The sequence below is a fragment of the Pantoea sp. GM_Pan_4 genome, assembly GCF_026541005.1.
In the GTDB taxonomy this organism is placed as follows: Bacteria; Pseudomonadota; Gammaproteobacteria; order Enterobacterales; family Enterobacteriaceae; genus Pantoea; species Pantoea dispersa.
The window spans coordinates 145,370-165,752 of record NZ_JALNUZ010000004.1; the positions used below are offsets into that span (position 1 = coordinate 145,370).

Here is a 20,383-nt window from a genome sequence, read left to right on the forward strand (position 1 = left end):
TTTCGTCTGCGGTTGCTTAAGCCAAATCCATGGCGGAAAAAGTAATTGTGAATCAAAAATATAACGAGACTTTTCGCGCAGCCTCGTTATATTCTCGTTGCCTTGAACCAGCACAGTTGTATGCGTTTTTATAATAAAAAGGGCAAGATCAGGGGAACCAACTCCATGCCACTGTCGGGGACGTTAAATCGTCATGCCAGCTACTCGCGGCGCATCGCCTGGAGTAGCGTAATTATTGGGGTCGCGTTTTTTATCCTGTTTGTCACCGTCCTGCTCACGCTGACCTGGCAAAAACGCGTCCAGCAACACCAGCAGCTGCTGGCTCACAGCCGTGACGATCTGCAACAGGTGATGTCAACCCTGGTCGAGAGCCTTTATCCACTGCAGCAATACACTCAACTCAGCTGCAACAGTGTCAACCGTGAGCTGACCTCTCGCGCCGCCTTTGCCGGCAACATTCGCGCGATATTACTGGTACGCGACGGCAACGCTTACTGCTCTTCGGCTACCGGCGCATTTCTGCTGGCCGCCAGCGCCATTTCACCCGATTCAGAGCTGGAGCGCGACCGTGACGTCCGCCTGCTGCCCGGCACACCGCTGCAGCCCGCCAAGCCAGCGCTGGCGCTGTGGCTGAAAAGTCCAGGAGCGAGCGAAACCGGCATCCTCGCCACAATGAACCTCAGCATGACGCCTTACCAGCTGCTGGCCTCTTACCATCCCGAAATCACGCGCATGGCGCTGGTGGCAGGCGACAGCGCGCTGCTCAGCGGCACCAGCCAGGTGGTGCGCAGCCGCGATCTGCCGCCCGCCCTCACCGACCTGACGCTTGATGACGGCAGCATGCGCTTTGTGCTTTACGGCAGCACGCTGGCCTCACGCGATTACACGCTGGCGTTGCTGACCGGCCTGCTGCTGGCGCTGCTGGTTGCCGCAATCAGCTGGCTGCTGCTGTCGCTGCATCAGCGACCGGGACGTGAAATCCTGCTCGGCATCCGGCGCGGTCAGTTTCACGTTGAGTATCAGCCGCTGGTAACGGCACACAACGGCAAACCCTATGGCGTTGAAGCGCTGCTGCGCTGGACTCACCCGGTTGAAGGCATGATCCCACCCGATGTATTTATCAGCCACGCCGAAGCGCAGAACCTGATTATTCCTCTGACCCAACATCTGTTCAGCCTGGTAGCGCGCGACGCGCGTTTTCTCTGTCAGCAACTGCCGCGCGGCACCCGTCTCAGTCTGAATATGTCACCGCAGCATCTGGCATCGGCCAGTTTTCGCCGCGACGTGCAAGCGTGGATCGCCAGTATGCCCGCCGATCATTTTAACTATGTATTTGAAATCACTGAGCGCACCATGGTGCGGGAGAAGAACGCCGGCGAAATCTTCGCCTGGCTGCATGAACACAATTTCAAGATTGCCATCGATGATTTCGGCACTGGCCATAGCGCGCTGATCTACCTGGAAAAATATCCGTTCGACTACCTGAAAATCGATCGCGGCTTTGTGCAGAGTATCGGCACCGAAACCGTAACCTCGCCGGTACTTGACACCGTGTTGCTGCTGGCAAAGAAACTCAACCTGAAAACCGTGGCGGAAGGCGTGGAAACCGGCGACCAGGCGGCCTGGCTGGTTAACCGGGGCGTCACACATCTGCAGGGGTATCTGTTTAGCCGCCCGCTGCGCCCGGAAAAGCTGATCAGCTACTATCAGAGCCAGGTCAGTTTGGGTTAACGTCACGTACCGCGCATGAAACTGCTACCATACAGTGCGGATTATCACAGGAGAGCGCCCCACTTATGCTGCTTCGTCTTGCCACAGCACTACTGATGTGCAGCGCCATTGCGCCGGCGCACGCGGTCACTATCCATGAAAGCTATGCCTTTGCGAAGCTGGGCGAACCGAAATACGCGGTCAACTTCACCCATTATGATTACGCCAATCCGGCGGCGCCAAAAGGTGGCAAGATCACCCTCGCCGTGGTGGGCACTTACGACAACTTCAACCGCTATGCGTCGCGCGGCAACCCCGGTATCGGCACTGACACGCTGTACGACGGCCTGTTTACCACCTCAGACGATGAGCCCGGCAGCTACTATCCGCTGATCGCCGAATCAGCACGCTATCCCAGCGATTATCACTGGATGGAAGTGTCTATCAATCCGCACGCGCAGTTTCAGGACGGTACACCGATCACCGCGCAGGATGTCGCCTTCACCTTCGGCAAATTCATGACCGAAGGCGTGCCGCAGTTTCGCGTGGCGTTTCGTGGCGTGCAGGTGAAAGCGCTGAACCGGCTGACAGTGCGCATTGAGATGCCCAAACCGGATAAAGACCTGGTGCTGAGCTGGATCACGCTGCCGGTGCTGCCGGAAAAATTCTGGCAGAACAAAAAATTCAATGAGCCGATTGGCTATCCGCCGCTCGCCAGTGGGCCTTACCGCGTCACTTCGTACAAATCCGGCCAGTTCATCCAATATAGTCGGGTGAAGAACTACTGGGCGGCCAATCTGCCGGTGAACCGCGGTCGCTTTAATTTCGATACCCTGCGCTACGACTACTATCTCGATGACAACGTGGCTTTTGAAGCGTTTAAGGCCGGTGCCTATGATCTGCGCGAGGAGAGTTCGGCGAAGAAATGGGCCACACAATATCGCGGGCGCAACTTCACCAGCCACGCCATTGTGAAAGCCACCACGCCGAATGACGTCGCCACCGACACGCGCTGGCTGGCGTTCAATAACGAGAAAGCATTATTTTCCGACCGCCGCGTGCGCGAGGCGCTGACGCTGGCGTTTGATTTTGAGTGGATGAACAAAGCGCTGTTCTACGGCGCTTACAAGCGGACCGACAGCTACTTCCAGAACACCGCTTATGCCGCCAGAGGCTATCCTGACGCCGATCAGCTGGTCCTGCTCGCGCCCTACAAGGCGCAGCTGCCTGCCGAGGTCTTTAACAACGCCTACGCGCCGCCGCATTCTGACGGCAGCGGCTTTGACCGCAACAATTTGCTGCGGGCGATGGCGCTGCTGAAGCAGGCCGGCTGGCAGATCAAAAATCAGCAGCTGGTGAACGTGAAAACCGGCCAGCCGTTTCAGTTTGAACTGTTGCTGCGCAGCGGTTCTCAGAACGACTGGGCGCTGCCGTTCCAGCACAGCGTGGCACGGCTTGGCATTACGATGACTCTGCGTCAGGTGGACAGTTCGCAATATCTGCGCCGGCTGCGCGAAGGCGATTACGACATGATTCCGTCGCTTTATCAGGCGATGCCGTGGCCTTCCACCAGCCTGCAATATGTCTGGCAGTCGGATTACATCAGCTCCTCGTGGAACACCGCGCGGGTAAAAGATCCGCTGGTCGACCATTTCGTGCAGCAGATCGTGGCGCATCAGGGCAATGAAAAAGCGCTGCTGCCGCTCGGTCAGGCGCTGGATCGCCTGCTGCTGTGGAACGCCTACATGATTCCGATGTGGTACAACGCCGAGCAGCGGCTGGCCTGGTGGGACAAGTTTTCCCATCCGCAGATTAAACCGGCGTTTGCCACCGGGCTGGAAAACTGGTGGTACGATGTGAACAAAGCCGGTCGTTTACCGGCCGATCGACGCTGAGGAGAGCGGTTTGGGTGCTTATTTCCTGCGCAGGCTGTTGCTGATTATTCCCACGCTGTGGGCCATCATCACCCTGAATTTCTTTATCGTACAGATTGCGCCGGGCGGTCCGGTCGATCAGGCGCTGGCCAACATCCAGTTTGGTCATAGTACCGGTCTGCCTGGCAGCGGCGGCAGTGACAGCGGTGCGCGCGGTGCGCTGGTGCGCGACAATCCCGGCGACAGCCAGTACCGCGGCGCGCGCGGGCTGGATCCGGAGGTGGTGGCAGAAATAACCCATCGCTACGGCTTCGATAAGCCCCTGCTGCAGCGCTATGGCGAAATGCTGTGGAATTACCTGCGTTTTGACTTTGGCGACAGCCTGTTTCGTAACGCCACGGTGCTGCAGCTGATTAAAGAGAGCCTGCCGGTGTCGATCAGCCTCGGGTTGTGGAGCACGCTGATCATCTATCTGGTGTCGATTCCGCTGGGCATCAAAAAAGCGGTGCGCAACGGCAGCGCGTTTGATATCTGGAGCAGCATCTTTATCATCATCGGCTACTCTATTCCGGCGTTTTTGTTTGCCATCATGCTGATTGTGCTGTTTGCCGGCGGCAGCTATCTCGACTGGTTCCCGCTCCGCGGCCTCACTTCGCCGCAGTTTGACACGCTGCCGTGGTACAGCAAAATCAGCGATTATGTATGGCATATCACCCTGCCGGTGCTGGCTACGGTGATTGGCGGCTTTGCCACCCTGACCATGCTGACGAAAAATTCGTTCCTTGATGAGGTGCGCAAACAGTACGTCGTCACGGCGCGCGCCAAGGGCCTGGATGAGAAGCGCATCCTGTACGGCCACGTGTTCCGCAACGCCATGCTGCTGGTGATCGCCGGGTTTCCCGCCACCTTTATCAGTATGTTTTTCACCAGCTCGGTGCTGATCGAGGTGATGTTCTCACTCAACGGCATGGGGCTGCTCGGCTATGATGCCACCATTCAGCGCGACTATCCGGTGATGTTCGGCACGCTGTATATCTTTACGCTGATTGGCCTGCTGATGAATATTCTCAGCGATCTGACCTATACGCTGGTCGATCCACGCATTGATTTTGAGGGCCGCTGATGCGTTTATCTCCCGTTAACCAGCAGCGCTGGCAGCGCTTTCGTCATAACCGGCGCGGCTACTGGTCGCTGTGGCTGTTTCTGCTCATTTTTGTGCTGTCGCTGGGCGCGGAATTATTAGCCAATGACAAACCGCTGCTGGTGCATTACCAGCAGCGCTGGTACGCACCGCTGCTGTTTAACTACAGCGAGAGCGATTTTGGCGGCCAGTTTGCCACGGCGGCCGATTACCAGGATCCGTGGCTGAAGCAACGTATTGACCAGCAGGGCTGGGCGCTGTGGGCCCCCATCCGCTTCAGCGACAGCACCATTCATTTCGCCACCGACGTGCCCTTCCCGTCACCGCCGTCCGCGCAAAACTGGCTGGGTACCGATGCTAACGGTGGCGATGTACTGGCGCGTCTGCTGTATGGCACACGCATCTCGCTGCTGTTCGGTTTGCTGTTAACGCTGTTCTCCAGCGTGATTGGCATTGTGGTGGGTGCCCTGCAGGGCTACTTTGGCGGCCGCGTTGACCTCATCGGCCAGCGATTGATTGAGGTGTGGTCCGGCATGCCTACGCTGTTCATGCTGATTCTGCTCTCCAGCGTGATTCAGCCCAATTTCTGGTGGCTGTTGCTGCTGACGGTGATCTTCGGCTGGATGAGTCTGGTGAGCGTCGTGCGCGCCGAGTTCCTGCGCACGCGTAACTTTGACTATATCCGCGCCGCACGCGCGCTGGGCGTGAGCGATAGCCGCATCATGCTACGCCACATGTTGCCCAACGCCATGGTTGCCACGCTCACCTTTCTGCCGTTTATCCTGTGCGGTTCGATCACCACGTTGACCTCACTGGATTTTCTCGGCTTCGGCCTGCCGGTGGGCTCGCCGTCGCTGGGCGAACTGCTGCTGCAGGGAAAAAACAATTTACAGGCACCGTGGCTTGGCCTTTCTGGCTTCTTCGCCCTCGCCCTGCTGCTGTCGCTGCTGATTTTTATCGGCGAAGCGGTGCGCGATGCCTTTGATCCGAGCCGGGGGCGCTAAATGAGTTTGTTAACGGTGAAGCATCTGGCGGTGGCGTTCGGGCCGCGCCGCGTGGTGGAAGATATCTCGCTGCGCATCGACGCCGGCGAAACGCTGGCGCTGGTGGGCGAATCGGGATCGGGCAAGAGCGTGACGGCACTGTCAATTATGCGTCTGCTGCCGCAACCGCCGGTGAGTTATCCGCAGGGCGAGATCCTGTTTGACGGACGCGATGTGTTACAGGCCAGCGAACGTGAGATGCGCGGGCTGCGCGGCAACCAGATGGCGATGATTTTTCAGGAGCCGATGGTGTCACTCAATCCGCTGCACAGCGTGGAAAAGCAGCTGTATGAAGTGCTGTCGCTGCACCGTGGCATGCGGCGTGAAGCGGCGCGCGCTGAAATTCTCAGCTGCCTCGATCGCGTAGGCATTCGCCAGGCCGCGACGCGCCTGCAGGATTTTCCGCACCAGCTGTCCGGCGGCGAGCGCCAGCGCGTGATGATCGCCATGGCCTTGCTGACCCAGCCCAAACTGCTGATTGCCGATGAGCCCACCACGGCGCTGGATGTCACGGTACAGGCACAGATTTTACAGCTGCTGCGCGAACTGCAGCGCGAACTGAACATGGGCATGCTGTTCATTACCCATAACCTGAACATTGTGCGTCAGCTGGCCCACAGCGTGACGGTGATGCGCAACGGGCGCGAGGTGGAACACAACCGCTGTGACGCACTGTTTCGCCAGCCACAGCAGCCTTATACCCGTGAGCTGCTGGCCGCCGAGCCGGACGGCGCACCGGTGCCGCTGATCGACGCGCCGCCGCTGTTGCAGGTAACTAATTTGCAGGTGGGTTTCCCGATTCGCCGTGGACTGCTGAAGCGCACCGTGGCGGAAAAAACCGCGCTACACAATCTCAGTTTTACCCTGCGGCGCGGCGAAAGCCTCGGGTTAGTCGGCGAATCCGGGTCAGGCAAAAGCACCACCGGCCTGGCGCTGCTGCGCCTGATTGCTGCGCGCGGCGAGATCTGGTTCGACGGACAGCCGCTGCATCGGCTGAGCGCGAAGCAGCTACTGCCGCTGCGCCAGCGCATTCAGGTGGTGTTTCAGGATCCCAACTCTTCACTCAATCCGCGCATGACGGTACAGCAGGTGATTGCCGAAGGGCTGGCGGTGCACCAGCCGCAGCTCAGCGCTGCCGAACAGGAAGCCAGAGTCATTGCGGTGATGGAAGAGGTTGGCCTGGAGGCAGCGAGCCGCAGTCGCTACCCGGCGGAATTCTCTGGCGGTCAGCGCCAGCGCATCGCCATTGCCCGCGCGCTGATCCTGCAGCCGCAGCTGATTGTGCTGGATGAACCCACCTCGTCGCTGGACCGCTCGGTGCAAAAGCAGATCCTCACCCTGCTGCGCCGTTTACAGCAGCAGCATCAGCTGGCGTATCTGTTTATCAGTCACGATTTGCAGGTGGTGCGCGCGCTGTGTCATCAGCTGGTGGTGTTGCGCCAGGGTGAAGTGGTGGAACAGGGTGAATGCGAAGCGCTGTTCAACGCGCCCGCAGCGGAGTATACGCGTCAGCTGCTGGCCTCCGCGCAGGGCGGGATCGGGCCTCAGTGACCGTCAAAGGTTTCGGCGATCGCCACGCCCTGATTTTTCAGACAACAGTTAGTGGCGCTCTCGTCGCCGCGCTGAATCAGCAAACACGGCTGCCCTTCACATTCGGCAATTTTGCACTCGACCTGAATCTGCGCCAGCGTTTCCTGTAGCTGCTGCAGGATCTCCAGCGCCGGATGGCCGTCATGGCTCAGCAGGCGCAGCGCGACCAGATCCCCGTCATGCGCGCCGTTCGCTGCTTCCTGGCGTTCAATGGCGCCAGCATGTTCCAGCGACCAGCGGTAAAGTTGTGGTAAACGATGCACAACCGAGAGTTGCAGCATAGTGTTTCGGTTCCCAGAGACAGTAACGTTATTCACAACGGACGGCTTCATCGCGGTGAATCCCCACCTGGCAAGCTCAGCATACGGACGTCAAGGATAGCCTTCTCGTTTTAAGCACAAAGCGTGATGCAACTTTATTATTTGCGAGCTTTCTCGCATTTATGCCTATGTTTACCGCGTTACGCGGCGCTTAACAATCATTTTAGACGCAATGTCGTTACTTTTTTATCAATTAATTTTCACAATATAGAAACATTAAGCAGAGCGAGAGTGCGAAGAGGGGCAAATCAGGAGGTGAAATAACTGCAGGCTAAGGATCGACCCGCCGCCATCACGCGGTGTGGCGCGGACGGGCGGCGTAGCTGAACAGCACGATTGAGACGGTAGCGCACAGCGCGATGGTGGCGACCATTGGCCAGGCGCTGTTGACGCTGACCAGCGACAGCAGCGCGCCAACCAGCGCACCGACGCCAAAGCGCAGCGTACCGGCCAGCGAGGATGCGGTGCCGGCCATATGGGGAAATTCGTCGAGGATCACCGCCATCGCATTGGAGGAGACGGTCGATACGCAGCCAATAAACATAGCCACGCCAAACACCAGCGGCAGGAAACCGAGGTTGAGCGCGCTGACAATTAGCAGCCAGATGCCCATGGCAAACTGAATCAGCAGACCGAGGCGGAACATCGCCAGCGGTCCGAAACGGCGCACCGCGCGGCTGTTAATCAGCGTCATGACAAACAGAAACACCACGTTGAGGCCAAAGTAGTAGCCGAAATTTTGCGGCGACACATGGTTCACTTCAATGTAAACAAACGGCCCGGCGTTAAGAAAGGTAAACAGCCCGGCAAACGAGAAGCCGCTTGCCAGCATATAGCTGAAGGCGCGTTTGTGCCGCACCAGCGCGACAAAATTGCTCAGCGTGGTGCGCAGGTGAAAACGCTGCCGCTGCTCGGGCTTAAGCGTTTCGCGGATCTGCGTTACCACCAGCACCGTGGTAATCAGTGCGGCCAATGCCAGCGTCCAGAAGATGGCGTGCCAGTTCCACAGCAACAGCAGCCAGCCGCCGATGATCGGGGCCAGCAGCGGCGCAATGGTGGTGATCAGCATGACAAACGACATCATGCGCGAGAAATCTTCTTTCGAATAACTGTCGCGCATCAGGGCGTTAATCACCACGCTGGCCGCGGCGGCGGAGAGCCCGTGCAGGAAACGCATCAGAATCAGCTGGTCAATGGATTGCGACAGCGCACAGGCTGCTGCCGCGCAGGCAAAAATCAGCGTGCCAAGCACAATCACCGGTTTACGTCCGTAGCTGTCCGCCAGCGGGCCATACACCAGCTGACCAATGGCGAAGCCAAGGATGTAGAGATTCAGCGTCATCTGTACGCTGCCGGCCGACACCGCGAATTCACGGGCGATTTGCGGCATTGCCGGCAGATACATATCAATGGAGAGCGGCATCAGCATCGCCAGCAATCCCAGAATCACCACTAATCCCACCGGTGAATTTTTTTCCTTACGCACCGCTGTCTCCCGCTATTTGCGCTGTTTCAGTTCGTCCGGCAGGCCGATGCTGTTGATTTCCGCCTCGGTCAGTTCACGGTATTCGCCTTCACCGAGCTCCTCATCCAGCACAATCTCACCGATGCTTTCGCGATGCAGCGCCGTGACGTGGTTGCCCATCGCCGCAAACATACGTTTCACCTGGTGATAGCGCCCTTCACTGAGAGTGAGGCGCGCGGCTTTCTCATCGAGGATTTCCAGCTGCGCCGGTTTGGTCAGATCTTTCTCATTGTGCAGCTGAATGCCGGCAGCAAATTTTTCGATCAGCCCCGCGTCAAGCGGCTGCTCCAGTTCCACCAGGTAGGTTTTCTCCAGGTGATGGCGCGGAGAAGTAATGCGATGCGACCACTGACCATCATCGGTCAGCAGCACCAGCCCGGTGGTATCAATATCCAGCCGCCCTGCCGCGTGCAGTTTGAACGCCGCCGGCTCCTCAATGAAATAGAGAATGGTGGGATGATCCGGATCGTCGGTGGAGCAGACATAGCCCTGCGGTTTATTCAGCATGAAATAGCGCGGGCCCTGCTGCACCGTCAGCGGATTGCCGTCGTACTCTACGGCATCGTCCGGCAGGACTTTATACGCGGTGTCGCGCACCACTTCGCCATTGATGGTGATCTTTCTGCCACGTATTTCACGGCCGGCGATGGCACGGCTAACTTCCAGTTGCTGAGATATGAATTTGTCGAGTCGCATGAATTCGCTTTTTTGCCTGTTACTGCGGAGGGGAACTGAAACGGCATTTGCCCGGTAAATCATTTACAGCGTAGCGCGGCGGCCACGGCATAATTGAGAGCAGGGTTAACCGTTGAAAAAGTGTGGGCAGTATAGCCTGAACCTTCGCCTGCTAATAGTGCCGATCCTGCGTTTTAGCCACTTTCATGGCATAATGCGCGTCCGTTCCAGAAAAAGCCGGTTCCCATGTCGTTTACCCTGCGCCCCTATCAGCAAGAAGCCGTTGATGCCACCGTTGCCCATTTTCGCCGCCACGCCACGCCAGCGGTGATTGTGCTGCCGACCGGCGCCGGCAAAAGCCTGGTGATCGCTGAACTGGCGCGGCTGGCGCGCGGTCGCGTGCTGGTGCTGGCTCACGTCAAAGAACTGGTGGAGCAGAACCACAGTAAATATCAGGCGTATGGCCTGCAGGCGGATATCTTCGCCGCGGGCCTGCAGCGCAAGCAGAGCGAAGGTAAAGTGGTATTCGGCAGCGTGCAATCGGTGGCGCGCAATCTGGCCAGTTTTGACAGCGCCTTTTCGCTGGTGATCGTCGATGAGTGCCATCGCATCAGCGACAACGAGGAGAGCCAGTATCAGCAGCTGTTCGCCCATCTGCGCCAGCACAATCCGCAACTGCGTCTGCTGGGGCTGACCGCCACGCCATTCCGTCTGGGCAAAGGCTGGATTTACCAGTACCACTATCACGGTATGGTGCGCGGCGACGATAACGCGCTGTTCCGCGACTGCATCTACGAATTGCCGCTGCGCTATATGATCAAACATGGGTTTCTGGTGCCACCCGAGCGGCTGGATATGCCGGTGGTGCAGTACGATTTCAGTCGGCTGATCCCGCAGAATAATGGCCTGTTCAGTGAGGCCGATCTTAACCGCGAACTGAAACAGCAGCAGCGCGTCACGCCGCAGATTATGCGACAGATCATTGAGTTCGCTGAGACGCGCCGCGGCGTGATGGTGTTTGCCGCAACCGTTGAACACGCGCGGGAAATTCTCAGCCTGCTGCCGGAAAACAGTGCGCTGGTATCGGCAGAAACCCCGGTGAAAGAGCGTGACCGGCTGATTCAGCAGTTCAAAGCGCAGCAGCTTAAGTTTCTGGTTAACGTGGCGGTGCTGACCACCGGCTTCGACGCGCCGCACGTCGATTTGATCGCCATTCTGCGCCCGACCGAATCGGTCAGCCTGTATCAGCAAATTGTCGGTCGCGGGTTGCGGCTGGCACCGGGCAAAACCGACTGCCTGATCCTCGATTACGCCGGAAACCCGCACGATCTCTTTACGCCCGAAGTCGGCGCACCGAAAGGCGCCAGCGATAACCAGCCGGTGCAGGTGTTTTGTCCGGCCTGCGGCTTTGCGAATACCTTCTGGGGCAAGGCGACCGAAGATGGCCACGTCATTGAGCACTTTGGCCGCCGCTGTCAGGGCGTGCTCGACGATGACGAGGGCAATCGCGCGCAGTGCGACTACCGTTTCCGCTTCAAAAGCTGCCCGGACTGCGGTGCAGAAAATGATATCGCCGCGCGCCGCTGCCAGCAGTGCGACAAGGTGCTGGTCGACCCCGATGATATGCTGAAAGCGGCGCTGAAGCTGAAAGACGCGCGCGTACTGCGCTGCAGTGGTATGACGCTGGCGCACGGACGCGATGATAAAGGCGAATGGCTGCAAGCCACCTATTTTGATGAGGATGGCACCAGCGTCAGCGAGCGCTTTCGCCTGCGCACTCCGGCGCAGCGCACCGCCTTTGAGCAGCTGTTTATGCGGCCACATCAGCGTGCGCCCGGCGTGGAGCTCGGCTGGCAGACCGCCGCTGATGTGGTGGCGCTGCAGCCGCTGCTGCGCCATCCCGATTTTGTGGTGGCGCGCGCCAAAGGCCACTTCTGGCAGGTGCGGGAAAAAATGTTCGATTATCAGGGACGCTATCGCCGTGCTAACGAGCTGCGCTAAGCGGCGGAATCATTTGCCCCGCTGTGGCAATCCGGCTATAATGCCGCCCGCTTTTGCATCCGTAAAAGCGTATTGAATAACCGTCCTGTTGCTGGGTCGCCTGTAGCAGGAACTATAGAAGAGATCTTAAGATGTTCACTATTAATGCAGAAGTACGTAAAGAGCAGGGTAAGGGTGCGAGCCGCCGCCTGCGCGCAGCGAACAAATTCCCGGCCATCATCTATGGCGGTAAAGACGCTGCGGTTTCTATCGAACTGGACCACGACGCTGTGATGAACATGCAGGCTAAGCCTGAGTTCTACAGCGACGTGCTGACTCTGGTTGTTGACGGTAAAGAAACCAAAGTTAAAGTTCAGGCTGTTCAGCGTCACCCGTTCAAGCCAAAACTGCACCACATCGACTTCGTTCGCGCTTAATCGCTAACGGGTTGACGAAAAAACGCCGCATCTGCGGCGTTTTTTTATGGCGCAAATCCGGCGATCACTGGCCGCCGGTACGACGCTGCAGCTGATCGCGCAGATTCGGCGGCGTGCCTTTGATGGTCAGCGTATCGGTGGCCGGATCCCAGAAAATGCGCTCGCCCAGCAGCATGGCATCAAAGTTAAGCGTTAATCCCCCGCCGCTACCGGCAAATTTCGTCAGCTGACGCAGGGTGCTGCGGTCGGCCGGGAAATGCTCTTCCAGCTCATAACCCTGCTCCTGGGTAAACGCCTGAAAGGTTTTTTCGCCCAGCGGCGGCAGCTCGCTGGAGAGATCTTCCAGCGCAATCTCCTCGCCCGCCTGCAGCTGTTCATTGCAGTAGCTGTAGACCTGCTGGCGATAGTTCTGGCGCTCATTTTTATCCAGGCTGGACTCGGCACAGTAATCATCTACCGCCTGCAGCAGCCCGCGGTTCTGTGCTTTGGTATCCAGACCGACGCTGGCGCCGAGGAAATCCATGAAGAAATCGGCCACTTTGCGCCCCACGCGTCCGCGCAGGAAGGTCAGGTAGCGCGTGGATTCCGGGTTGGTTTCCCACTCGGTGAGATCGATACGCGCCACGATATCGGCATGGTTGATATCCAGATAGTGCGTGCTGCTGATGTCGAGCTGCTCATTAACGCGCATGCTCGACTGGCTGTTCAGCACCGCCACCAGCAGATACTCCACCGCCAGATAGCGATAGTGCAGAAACAGCACCACGCCGCCTTCGGCGAACGGGTATTTGCTCAGCTCGTCGCGCAGGCGTCCGGTAGCCGCACGGCTGAACGCCAGGAAGTCATCCTGCCCTTTACGGCAGTTGCGCAGCGCTTCCGCCAGCTCGCTGTCTTCATTAAACAGGCCGTAAGCCTTGCTTTTGGCGCTATAGACGCGGTGTAACTCTTCCGCCATCTCTTCTACCGCCTGCGTGGCAGGTAACAGAGTATCGCGCAGCACCAGTTCCAGCTGGTTTTCATCACGTTTGACTAACTGATGCAGGGCAATCTGGTCGATATCCAGACTCATGGTAGACTCTCCTTTTGGCTCAGGCGCGTATTCAAACACCGCCCGCAGCCGCTTTCAACTGCGCGCACAAACTGATCGTTCTGCTTGCGATAAAATTGCGGAAAAAAGTGCGTTGTTACGGTAATATACCGCGTTTTCACACTTGATTAGTCGACGATATGCCACAATCATCCCGTTACAGCGACGCGCGCGTCGAACAGCTTCTCGCGCAGCTGGCGCAGGTTCTTGAAAAAGACAAAGCGCCAACCGATCTTTCCCTGATGGTGTTGGGGAACATGGTGACCAATTTGATCAACACCGACATCGCACCGGCCCAGCGCCGCAGCCTCGCCCGCTCGTTTGCGGAAGCGCTGCAGTCTTCCGTGCGCGATGACAACGCCCACTAAATTGCAGATTTGACCTCATAAATATGGTAACCAACCGGCAGCGCTACCGTGAAAAAGTCTCCCAGATGATCAGCTGGGGGCACTGGTTTGCCCTGTTTAATATTCTGTTTGCGCTTATTTTAGGCAGCCGCTACCTGTTGGTCGCCGACTGGCCCTCTTCCCTCGCCGGCCGTATTTATGCGTTTACCAGCTGGATTGGCCATTTCAGCTTTATCGTGTTTGCCGCTTATCTGCTGATTATCTTCCCGCTGACGTTTGTCGCCATGTCGCAGCGGTTGCTGCGCGTGCTCTCCGCCGTGGTCGCCACGGCCGGGCTGACGCTGATTATGGTCGACAGCGCGGTGTTCAACCGTTTCCATCTGCACCTCAATCCGGTGGTGTGGGAACTGGTGGTCAACCCCGATCAAAGCGAGATGGCGCGCGACTGGCAGCTGATGTTTATCAGCGTACCGCTGATTTTCCTCGTTGAGATGCTATTTGCCACCTGGAGCTGGCAAAAGCTGCGCAGCCTTAACCGGCGTTCGTTTGGCAAGCCGCTGGCCGCGCTGTTTATCAGCGCCTTCTTTGCCAGTCATCTGCTGTATATCTGGGCCGACGCCAACTTCTACCGGCCGATTACCATGCAGCGTGCCAACCTGCCGCTCTCCTATCCGATGACCGCACGGCGCTTTCTGGAGCGACACGGCCTGCTGGATGCGCAGGAGTATCAGCGCCGTCTGGTGCAACAGGGCGATCCGGAAGCGCTGTCGGTGCAGTATCCGCTCAGCGATATTACGTTCCGCGATGGCGGAACGCGCCACAACCTGCTGATTCTGACGGTGGACGGACTGAACAATGCCACGGTGGATAAAGCGCTGCCGTCGCTCAATCAGTTCGCCAGTGAAAATGTGCGCTTTACCCAGCATTACAGCGCCGGACTGCAGCCGGAAAAAGGCCTGTTCGGCCTGTTCTATGGTATCTCCTCCAGCTACATGGACGGCGTGCTGGCGGCGCGCATGCCCTCTGCCCTGCTCGGCGCGCTGAACAGCCAGGGTTATCAGTTCGGCCTGTTCTCTTCCGATGGCTTTAGCCAGCCGCTGTACCGTCAGGCGCTGCTGGCGGATTACAGCCTGCCGCAGGCTGATACCCAGCCCAACAGCACCACGGTGACGCAGTGGCAGAACTGGCTCAATGGTCAGAAAGGCGGCGCGCCCTGGTTCTCATGGATCGCGCTCAACGGCGTGACGGTAACCGGCGACAGCACCAAAGCGCGCCAGCGCAGCTATATGCGCCAGGCGACAGGCGTGGATGAACAAATCGCAACGGTGCTGCATACGCTGCAGCAGAATGATGCGCTGAAGAATACCGTGGTGGTGATCACGGCGCAGCGCGCCATTACCTTCGACAACAGCGATAATCCGGGCAACCGCGCGACGCTGCAGGTGCCGCTGGTGGTGCACTGGCCGAATACCCCGGCGCAGAGCATCGATCGCCTGACCGATCAGCAGGATGTGATGACCACGCTGATGCAGCGCCTGCTGCACGTGCGCACCAATCCGGTTAACTATTCACAGGGTGAAGATCTGTTTGCCGCGCAGCGCAGCCATAACTGGGTCGCCAGCAGTGAAGATGGCAAACTGGTGGTGACTACGCCAACGGTGACGCTGGTGCTCAGCAACAACGGTAACTACAGCGCGTACGATGCCCAGGGCAAAGAGCTGAAAGATCATAAACCTCAGCTGGCGCTACTGTTGCAGGTGCTGACGGAAGAGAAACGGTTCACGGCAAACTGATTAATTATGAGGCAGTTAAGCTGCCGGCATATTGCAATCGCCAACGGAACCAGTAGTATAACCCTCCACGTTCGGCACGTAGCGCAGCCTGGTAGCGCACTGTCATGGGGTGTCAGGGGTCGGAGGTTCAAATCCTCTCGTGCCGACCAAAATCCCAAAGAAAGCAGCCTTTATGGCTGCTTTTTTATTTTCTGCTGTAAAATCGCGGCGTTAAGCACAGCGCGGTAATAAATCCTAACGCTTTCCTTCATTGCATAATGACCAATCCTTTCCAGGCTTAAACGGTTAATCACCAATGCAAGGAGGAAACATGCTTGATGAATATAAACGCTGCGTGGAGGCTTGTTATCTGTGCGCAGCCGCGTGCGACCACTGCGCAACATCCTGTCTGGATGAGGAAAATGTGGAGATGATGCGCGAATGCATCAGGCTGGATATGCAGTGCGCCAATACCTGTCGCCTCACGGCGCAGTTTATGGCACTAAACAGTGAATCGGTGCAGCAACTCTGTCAGTTCTGCGCCGACATCTGCCAGCAGTGCGCGCAGGCGTGCCAGCAGCATCAACACCAGCACTGCCAGCAATGCGCTCAGGCCTGTCAGCGCTGTGCAGAAGAGTGCCGTAAAATGGCGGCATGATGCCAGCAGGATTGAGATTCGCTGCGGCGAGTCTCAATCGTTAACGCTGAGTGAAACCTCTGCCTCGCAGGGCTGTACCAGAATCAGCGGACATTTCTTCACCTTACACGCCTGCGAATAAGCCAGCTCGCACACTTCGCAGATATCGCGTACGTCCGACTCATATTCATACTCCATGAAGTAGCGAAACGTACCGCTGCGCGTGTCGCTGCGCCAGAAGCGTTGCGGTTCCAGGATTTCATCCAGCTGCCTGAAGGTCAGGGCTGAGGGGTTGTGAAAACCCACTCTTACACGATATTTAGTCATGCCCTGATAATTATCGAGATTTGGCCGCGTTGCCAGCCGGAAACAATTCTCGCTGGAATAGGGAAAATCTTTGCTAACGCAGGCACATCGGGCGCCGCAACCCGATCCGTAACGGTTGCGGCGCAGAGGGAAGGCTTTGACCTTCAGCGTCTGATTTTCAATTCATCATCCCAGCGGTCTGCCGCCGCGTTTGCGGGATCGTGATCCTGCAGCAAAAACTCGCCGTTTTGCTGGGCGATCTGCTCACCGGTATCGGTAATCGCGTTTTGAATAAACACCTTTGCCTGCGCGCCATTCACAAAGGTGAGCTGATGGAAGGCGGTTTTGTTGCCCCAGTCTTTTGACGGCGCTGAAATATAGCGGATGGTGTAACTCTGGTCCTCAACGCTGCCCTGCATCACGTAGAGGCCATAATGATTTTCGCCCTGCGACAGGATCTTATACACCCCGTTGCTGTAGTAATAAATCACCGCATCCGGGAACGGCTTTTCATCATAGAGTTTGCGGTAGTGCAATTTATGCACAAAGGTGGGTTTGCCAGGCACCACTTCAATATTGCCCTGCGCATTCTGGAAGCTGAGATCTGCTGCCTGTGCAGCGCCTACGCTCATGCAACCCAGTAACATTATGCCAGCCAGTTTTTGCATCGTTCGCTCCTTAGCCTCTTTCGTCAGCCACCAGCATGTTACGCCCACGCTTTACCCCGGTTAAACGAAGCGGCTATCGATGTGTGATGGGCTTCATAATACAGCCACCACAGGTAGGATAGAGATGGAAAATGACGGCGCCATTACCGCGCCAGACGCGGCTATTCGTCACCACTGCAACTGGCCCTGACCTTATTGTTCAGGGCGCAAAATCCTGCAGCATAATCTCGCATCATACTTCATTCATGCTGCGAATCAGGTACTTAACTGAAGTCAGCAAAGCCGACCGGGATCACGTTTTTACTGATTTGTGACAGCAATTCATTAAAGTGAAACAAAACTGTCACAGATTTCCCCTACCCTAAAGCTCCCGTTTATTTGATGGAATCTGGTTATGGTCATCAAAGCAAAAAACCTGCAGGATGCGGAAGAACTCCTGCACTCAGGCATCAGCAAAGTAGAGCTGGCGTATGATATTGGCAGCGATGATTTCTTCCGCCTGGCGAGCCACTGGTGCGACCGTGGTGCACGCATTACCAAAGGCCACCACCATTTTGTGGTGCAGATGAAGAGCTTCGCTATCCCGCCAAATCGCTAACCCGCAGCAGCCTTTTCGGCTTGCTCTGCCCGCGGCTGACTGGTAAAACACGCTTTTCCATCAGCCGTTACTCGTTATGTTCTCAGCCGAAACGCCCCTGCCGCTGCCCGCTTGTGGATTTATCACCGCCGCTGGCCACACCGCTGAATCGCTGTCGCTGGCGTGGTGCCGCTTTGATCGGCAACAGTGGCACGCCGCTTTACCTGCGCAGTGGCAACTGCCGCTGCCGTCCGCGCTACAGCAGGCAGCCAGCAAACGCAAAATTGAATATCTCGCCAGCCGCTGGCTGGTGCGGCAACAGCTGGCGCAGCTGGGAATCTCTGATTTTGTGCTGCACAACGCGCCGGATCGCTCACCGTGCTGGCCGGCAGGCATTCGTGCTTCACTGTCGCACAGCCATGACTGCGTGGTGATGGCCGCGACGCGCGAGGCATTGTATGTGGGTATTGATGTTGAGCAGGTGATGGCAGAGGAAACCGCGCAGGACACGGCGGAACTGCTGATGAACGCGCAGGAGCGCGCGCTGCTTGAGGGCCAGCCGCTGCCCTTTGCGCAGGCAGCAACGCTGCTGTTTTCGCTGAAAGAGAGTCTTTATAAGGCGCTATGGCCGCGGCTGCATCAGCCCATGGCGTTTCATCAGGCTGCGCTGATAGATCTCGACCTGCCGCAGCAGCGCGCGCGGCTGCAGCTTTGTCAGGATTTCAGCGCGGAATTTACCCGCAGCACCGTGCTGGACGCACGCTTCTGGCTGCAGCCGGCGCGCGTGGTCACACTGCTCACTCACCCGGCCTGCACGCAATAAAAAACCGGCGCGGAATGAGCCCGGGCCGGTGACAACACAAGACGACAGAAGTGTTCCAGGGAGGCAGAGACGAGGATCTCTGCTGCCATTCACTGTATCCCGCTGACAACGTCCTGCCCAATAAGGGTTTTTGCTAAGCTTTGCCGCCAGCCGTCAATGGCCGGTATCGGTGCGTTTGACAGCGTCCAGCGTGGCCATTTCGCGCTCGCGGCCAGTCAGCTCGCTTAACTGCCCATCGCGCATTTCCAGCAGCCGATCGGCATGAATAAAGTAGTGATCGTCATGGCTGATGGCGAACACGGTTTTGCCGGACGCCTGAAGCCACGGCAGCAGCTCGCGGTAGAAGATGCGGCGGAAGTGCGGGTCCTGATCGGCCGCCCACTCATCGAGCAGCAGGATATCGCGCTCCTCTGCCGCCGCCAGCAGCAGAGCAAGGCGCTTGCTCTGCCCTTTCGACAGCTGCAGGTTGAGTACCCGGTTGCCTTCCAGCTTCAGCTTGTCCTGCATTTTCAGCCGCTCCAGCCACTGCTGCACCAGCGCCGGATTAGCCGGCTCACCACCGCGACGAATCAGGCGATCAAACAGGTGCACGTCAGTGAACACCGCCGAGAAGTGCTGGCGATAAGCATCAAGGTTATGCCAGTCCACCTCGTTACCGTCCAGCAGCAGGCGGCCTGAATGCGGCTGATACAGGCCGGTCAGCAGCATCGCCAGCGTAGATTTACCGCTGCCGTTACCGCCAATCAGAAACACCAGTTCACCGCGGCGCAGCGTCAGGTTGATCGGCCCGACGGCAAAACCGTGCTCGCCATAATGGAAACAGACGTCGCGCAGCTCCAGCGTCTGCCAGTCGCTCACCGTCGGCAGCGCGTTGAATCCGGCGCTATAAGGGGCCAGATCGAAGGTATTAATTTTCCGCAATGCCACCTGTGCGCTGAGCAGCGTCGGCAGCGCGCCTACTGCCGCCAGCAGCGGCGTGCGCAGGAACAGCAGCGTCAGCGAATAGGTCGCGGCGACAGCGGTATTGGCCCAGCCCAGACCGTTGGCCATGAAGAACACAATACCAATCGCGCCGAGCATCATAATGTTCGACCAGTTCACCGCGCTGAGATGGAAGGTATCGGCGCGCACAATGTGACGACGATAATCCGTGGCATTTTCCTGATACACGGTGTCGTAAATCAGTTGGGCGCGCTCGCGGTTAAGCTGCAGCTCTTTGCGCCCTTCAATGATGGTCTGAAAATCGCGGTACAGCTCGTCCTCGATGTCGCGCAGCTTCGCCATGTGCTGATAGACGCGCGACACCAGCAGCCAGCCGCCGATCAGCGTCACCACCAGCCACAGCGTGGTGATCAACAGCATTTGCGGTGACAGCCACGCCAGATAGATCGCGGAACCCAGCGTAATAATGATGCCCTGAATCAGTTCCGGCAGGCGCACAAAGGCGATAGTGATGGCACGCACGTCGCTGGTCAGGCCGGCCAGCAGCTGAGCGTTACCAATCTGCTCAATGCGTTCAACCCGGGTATCCAGAATACGCTTGATAAACTCACCGCGCAGCCGCCAGACAAAATGGTGGCCGAGCTGAGTCAGCGCCAGCTGCGATGCCAGCGTCACCGCCATCAGCAGAAACAGCTGGGCGAGAAAGCCCGGCAGCACGGTGAGCGAGGTATTAACTGCCACGATCAGTTCATTATTGATGTAGGCGATCAGCCCGATACCCAGCGCGGCGCTGAGCAGCGTCAGCACAATCACGCCAATAAACGGCCAGCGGTACTGGCGAAAAACAACCTGAAGCAATGCCATTAAAAATTATCCAGAGGTCAACCAGGCAGCCTGCAGTTTAATGGCGCCTCGGGTGAAGGCAAGAA

19 protein-coding genes and 1 tRNA gene are annotated in these 20,383 nt (G+C 57.8%); 13 read left to right on the top strand and 7 right to left on the bottom strand.

Features of this window, described 5'->3' with window-relative positions; all coding sequences use genetic code 11:
• Positions 1 to 165: 165 nt before the first annotated feature.
• The 5 genes from OXR61_RS11810 (at position 166) to yejF (ending at position 7,319) form a co-directional block, all read left to right on the top strand.
• Positions 166 to 1,731, top strand: coding sequence for a cyclic di-GMP phosphodiesterase (locus tag OXR61_RS11810; protein WP_021509259.1), 1,566 nt, complete (start codon positions 166 to 168; stop codon positions 1,729 to 1,731).
• Positions 1,732 to 1,796: 65 nt separating this feature from the next.
• Positions 1,797 to 3,605 carry an extracellular solute-binding protein gene (locus tag OXR61_RS11815; RefSeq protein WP_021509258.1) on the top strand — a complete coding sequence of 603 codons (1,809 nt, stop codon included), beginning with the start codon at positions 1,797 to 1,799 and terminating at the stop codon, positions 3,603 to 3,605.
• Positions 3,606 to 3,615: 10 nt separating this feature from the next.
• Positions 3,616 to 4,707: a microcin C ABC transporter permease YejB gene (locus tag OXR61_RS11820; protein WP_021509257.1), complete on the top strand. Its 1,092-nt coding sequence runs from the start codon at positions 3,616 to 3,618 to the stop codon at positions 4,705 to 4,707.
• The gene (locus OXR61_RS11825; protein ID WP_021509256.1) at positions 4,707 to 5,729 is read left to right on the top strand and encodes a microcin C ABC transporter permease; all 1,023 of its coding nucleotides are present in this window, start codon (positions 4,707 to 4,709) and stop codon (positions 5,727 to 5,729) included. The genes OXR61_RS11820 and OXR61_RS11825 overlap by 1 nt, the downstream gene beginning before the upstream one ends.
• Entirely contained in the window at positions 5,730 to 7,319 is a 1,590-nt protein-coding gene (gene yejF, locus OXR61_RS11830; protein WP_021509255.1) for a microcin C ABC transporter ATP-binding protein YejF, read from the top strand.
• Here yejF and OXR61_RS11835 read toward each other — a convergent pair.
• The 3 genes from OXR61_RS11835 to rsuA form a co-directional block, all read right to left on the bottom strand.
• Entirely contained in the window at positions 7,313 to 7,639 is a 327-nt protein-coding gene (locus OXR61_RS11835) for a hypothetical protein (RefSeq protein ID WP_021509254.1), read from the bottom strand. The two genes, yejF and OXR61_RS11835, sit on opposite strands and share 7 nt — an antisense overlap.
• 331 nt (positions 7,640 to 7,970) lie before the next feature.
• The gene (locus OXR61_RS11840; RefSeq protein WP_021509253.1) at positions 7,971 to 9,164 is read right to left on the bottom strand and encodes a Bcr/CflA family multidrug efflux MFS transporter; all 1,194 of its coding nucleotides are present in this window, start codon (positions 9,162 to 9,164) and stop codon (positions 7,971 to 7,973) included.
• Between the two features lie 12 nt (positions 9,165 to 9,176).
• Positions 9,177 to 9,899, bottom strand: coding sequence for a 16S rRNA pseudouridine(516) synthase RsuA (rsuA, locus tag OXR61_RS11845; RefSeq protein WP_021509252.1), 723 nt, complete (start codon positions 9,897 to 9,899; stop codon positions 9,177 to 9,179).
• 225 nt (positions 9,900 to 10,124) lie between these two features.
• On the opposite strand from rsuA, the gene OXR61_RS11850 reads away from it, so the two are divergent.
• Together OXR61_RS11850 and rplY are read left to right on the top strand one after the other, a co-directional pair.
• Complete coding sequence (locus OXR61_RS11850; protein WP_021509251.1) at positions 10,125 to 11,879, top strand: DEAD/DEAH box helicase; 1,755 nt, start codon at positions 10,125 to 10,127, stop codon at positions 11,877 to 11,879.
• A 131-nt stretch (positions 11,880 to 12,010) separates the two neighbouring features.
• Positions 12,011 to 12,295, top strand: a complete 285-nt coding sequence (gene rplY, locus OXR61_RS11855) for a 50S ribosomal protein L25 (protein WP_010618083.1) — start codon at positions 12,011 to 12,013, stop codon at positions 12,293 to 12,295.
• Positions 12,296 to 12,359: 64 nt separating this feature from the next.
• Here the strand turns inward: rplY and yejK are convergent, their stop codons facing one another.
• Positions 12,360 to 13,364, bottom strand: a complete 1,005-nt coding sequence (gene yejK, locus OXR61_RS11860) for a nucleoid-associated protein YejK (protein ID WP_021509250.1) — start codon at positions 13,362 to 13,364, stop codon at positions 12,360 to 12,362.
• 158 nt (positions 13,365 to 13,522) lie between these two features.
• Between yejK and OXR61_RS11865 the strand changes: the two genes are divergently transcribed.
• The 4 genes from OXR61_RS11865 to OXR61_RS11880 all read left to right on the top strand — a co-directional run bounded on the left by OXR61_RS11865 (position 13,523) and on the right by OXR61_RS11880 (position 16,159).
• Positions 13,523 to 13,750, top strand: coding sequence for a YejL family protein (locus OXR61_RS11865; protein ID WP_021509249.1), 228 nt, complete (start codon positions 13,523 to 13,525; stop codon positions 13,748 to 13,750).
• A gap of 23 nt (positions 13,751 to 13,773) precedes the next feature.
• A complete protein-coding gene (gene yejM / locus OXR61_RS11870) occupies positions 13,774 to 15,522 on the top strand; it encodes an LPS biosynthesis-modulating metalloenzyme YejM (RefSeq protein WP_021509248.1) in 1,749 nt (582 codons plus the stop codon).
• A 72-nt stretch (positions 15,523 to 15,594) separates the two neighbouring features.
• Positions 15,595 to 15,671: transfer RNA gene (locus OXR61_RS11875), tRNA-Pro, on the top strand.
• A 161-nt stretch (positions 15,672 to 15,832) separates the two neighbouring features.
• Positions 15,833 to 16,159 (top strand): four-helix bundle copper-binding protein, encoded by a 327-nt coding sequence (locus OXR61_RS11880; protein WP_021509247.1) that lies wholly within the window; start codon positions 15,833 to 15,835, stop codon positions 16,157 to 16,159.
• Between the two features lie 33 nt (positions 16,160 to 16,192).
• Here the strand turns inward: OXR61_RS11880 and OXR61_RS11885 are convergent, their stop codons facing one another.
• Together OXR61_RS11885 and OXR61_RS11890 are read right to left on the bottom strand one after the other, a co-directional pair.
• Positions 16,193 to 16,465 carry a hypothetical protein gene (locus tag OXR61_RS11885; protein ID WP_031280046.1) on the bottom strand — a complete coding sequence of 91 codons (273 nt, stop codon included), beginning with the start codon at positions 16,463 to 16,465 and terminating at the stop codon, positions 16,193 to 16,195.
• 143 nt (positions 16,466 to 16,608) lie between these two features.
• Positions 16,609 to 17,112, bottom strand: a complete 504-nt coding sequence (locus tag OXR61_RS11890; protein WP_021509246.1) for a hypothetical protein — start codon at positions 17,110 to 17,112, stop codon at positions 16,609 to 16,611.
• Between the two features lie 394 nt (positions 17,113 to 17,506).
• On the opposite strand from OXR61_RS11890, the gene OXR61_RS11895 reads away from it, so the two are divergent.
• Positions 17,507 to 17,710: a hypothetical protein gene (locus OXR61_RS11895; RefSeq protein WP_010618078.1), complete on the top strand. Its 204-nt coding sequence runs from the start codon at positions 17,507 to 17,509 to the stop codon at positions 17,708 to 17,710.
• Between the two features lie 76 nt (positions 17,711 to 17,786).
• Positions 17,787 to 18,512, top strand: coding sequence for a 4'-phosphopantetheinyl transferase superfamily protein (locus tag OXR61_RS11900; RefSeq protein ID WP_021509245.1), 726 nt, complete (start codon positions 17,787 to 17,789; stop codon positions 18,510 to 18,512).
• Between the two features lie 153 nt (positions 18,513 to 18,665).
• Here the strand turns inward: OXR61_RS11900 and OXR61_RS11905 are convergent, their stop codons facing one another.
• Positions 18,666 to 20,318, bottom strand: coding sequence for a multidrug ABC transporter permease/ATP-binding protein (locus OXR61_RS11905; protein WP_021509244.1), 1,653 nt, complete (start codon positions 20,316 to 20,318; stop codon positions 18,666 to 18,668).
• Positions 20,319 to 20,383 lie beyond the last annotated feature (65 nt).

Excerpts from the sequence above, each read along its gene's own strand:
- OXR61_RS11850 (WP_021509251.1), top strand. The coding sequence starts at position 10,125 with ATGTCGTTTACCCTGCGCCCCTATCAGCAAGAAGCCGTTGATGCCACC.
- OXR61_RS11905 (WP_021509244.1), bottom strand. The coding sequence starts at position 20,318 with ATGGCATTGCTTCAGGTTGTTTTTCGCCAGTACCGCTGGCCGTTTATT.
- yejF (WP_021509255.1), top strand. The coding sequence starts at position 5,730 with ATGAGTTTGTTAACGGTGAAGCATCTGGCGGTGGCGTTCGGGCCGCGC.
- OXR61_RS11825 (WP_021509256.1), top strand. The coding sequence starts at position 4,707 with ATGCGTTTATCTCCCGTTAACCAGCAGCGCTGGCAGCGCTTTCGTCAT.
- yejK (WP_021509250.1), bottom strand. The coding sequence starts at position 13,364 with ATGAGTCTGGATATCGACCAGATTGCCCTGCATCAGTTAGTCAAACGT.
- OXR61_RS11815 (WP_021509258.1), top strand. The coding sequence starts at position 1,797 with ATGCTGCTTCGTCTTGCCACAGCACTACTGATGTGCAGCGCCATTGCG.
- OXR61_RS11880 (WP_021509247.1), top strand. The coding sequence starts at position 15,833 with ATGCTTGATGAATATAAACGCTGCGTGGAGGCTTGTTATCTGTGCGCA.
- OXR61_RS11835 (WP_021509254.1), bottom strand. The coding sequence starts at position 7,639 with ATGCTGCAACTCTCGGTTGTGCATCGTTTACCACAACTTTACCGCTGG.
- OXR61_RS11865 (WP_021509249.1), top strand. The coding sequence starts at position 13,523 with ATGCCACAATCATCCCGTTACAGCGACGCGCGCGTCGAACAGCTTCTC.
- OXR61_RS11895 (WP_010618078.1), top strand. The coding sequence starts at position 17,507 with ATGGTCATCAAAGCAAAAAACCTGCAGGATGCGGAAGAACTCCTGCAC.
- OXR61_RS11900 (WP_021509245.1), top strand. The coding sequence starts at position 17,787 with ATGTTCTCAGCCGAAACGCCCCTGCCGCTGCCCGCTTGTGGATTTATC.
- OXR61_RS11810 (WP_021509259.1), top strand. The coding sequence starts at position 166 with ATGCCACTGTCGGGGACGTTAAATCGTCATGCCAGCTACTCGCGGCGC.
- yejM (WP_021509248.1), top strand. The coding sequence starts at position 13,774 with ATGGTAACCAACCGGCAGCGCTACCGTGAAAAAGTCTCCCAGATGATC.
- OXR61_RS11890 (WP_021509246.1), bottom strand. The coding sequence starts at position 17,112 with ATGCAAAAACTGGCTGGCATAATGTTACTGGGTTGCATGAGCGTAGGC.
- OXR61_RS11885 (WP_031280046.1), bottom strand. The coding sequence starts at position 16,465 with ATGACTAAATATCGTGTAAGAGTGGGTTTTCACAACCCCTCAGCCCTG.
- rsuA (WP_021509252.1), bottom strand. The coding sequence starts at position 9,899 with ATGCGACTCGACAAATTCATATCTCAGCAACTGGAAGTTAGCCGTGCC.
- rplY (WP_010618083.1), top strand. The coding sequence starts at position 12,011 with ATGTTCACTATTAATGCAGAAGTACGTAAAGAGCAGGGTAAGGGTGCG.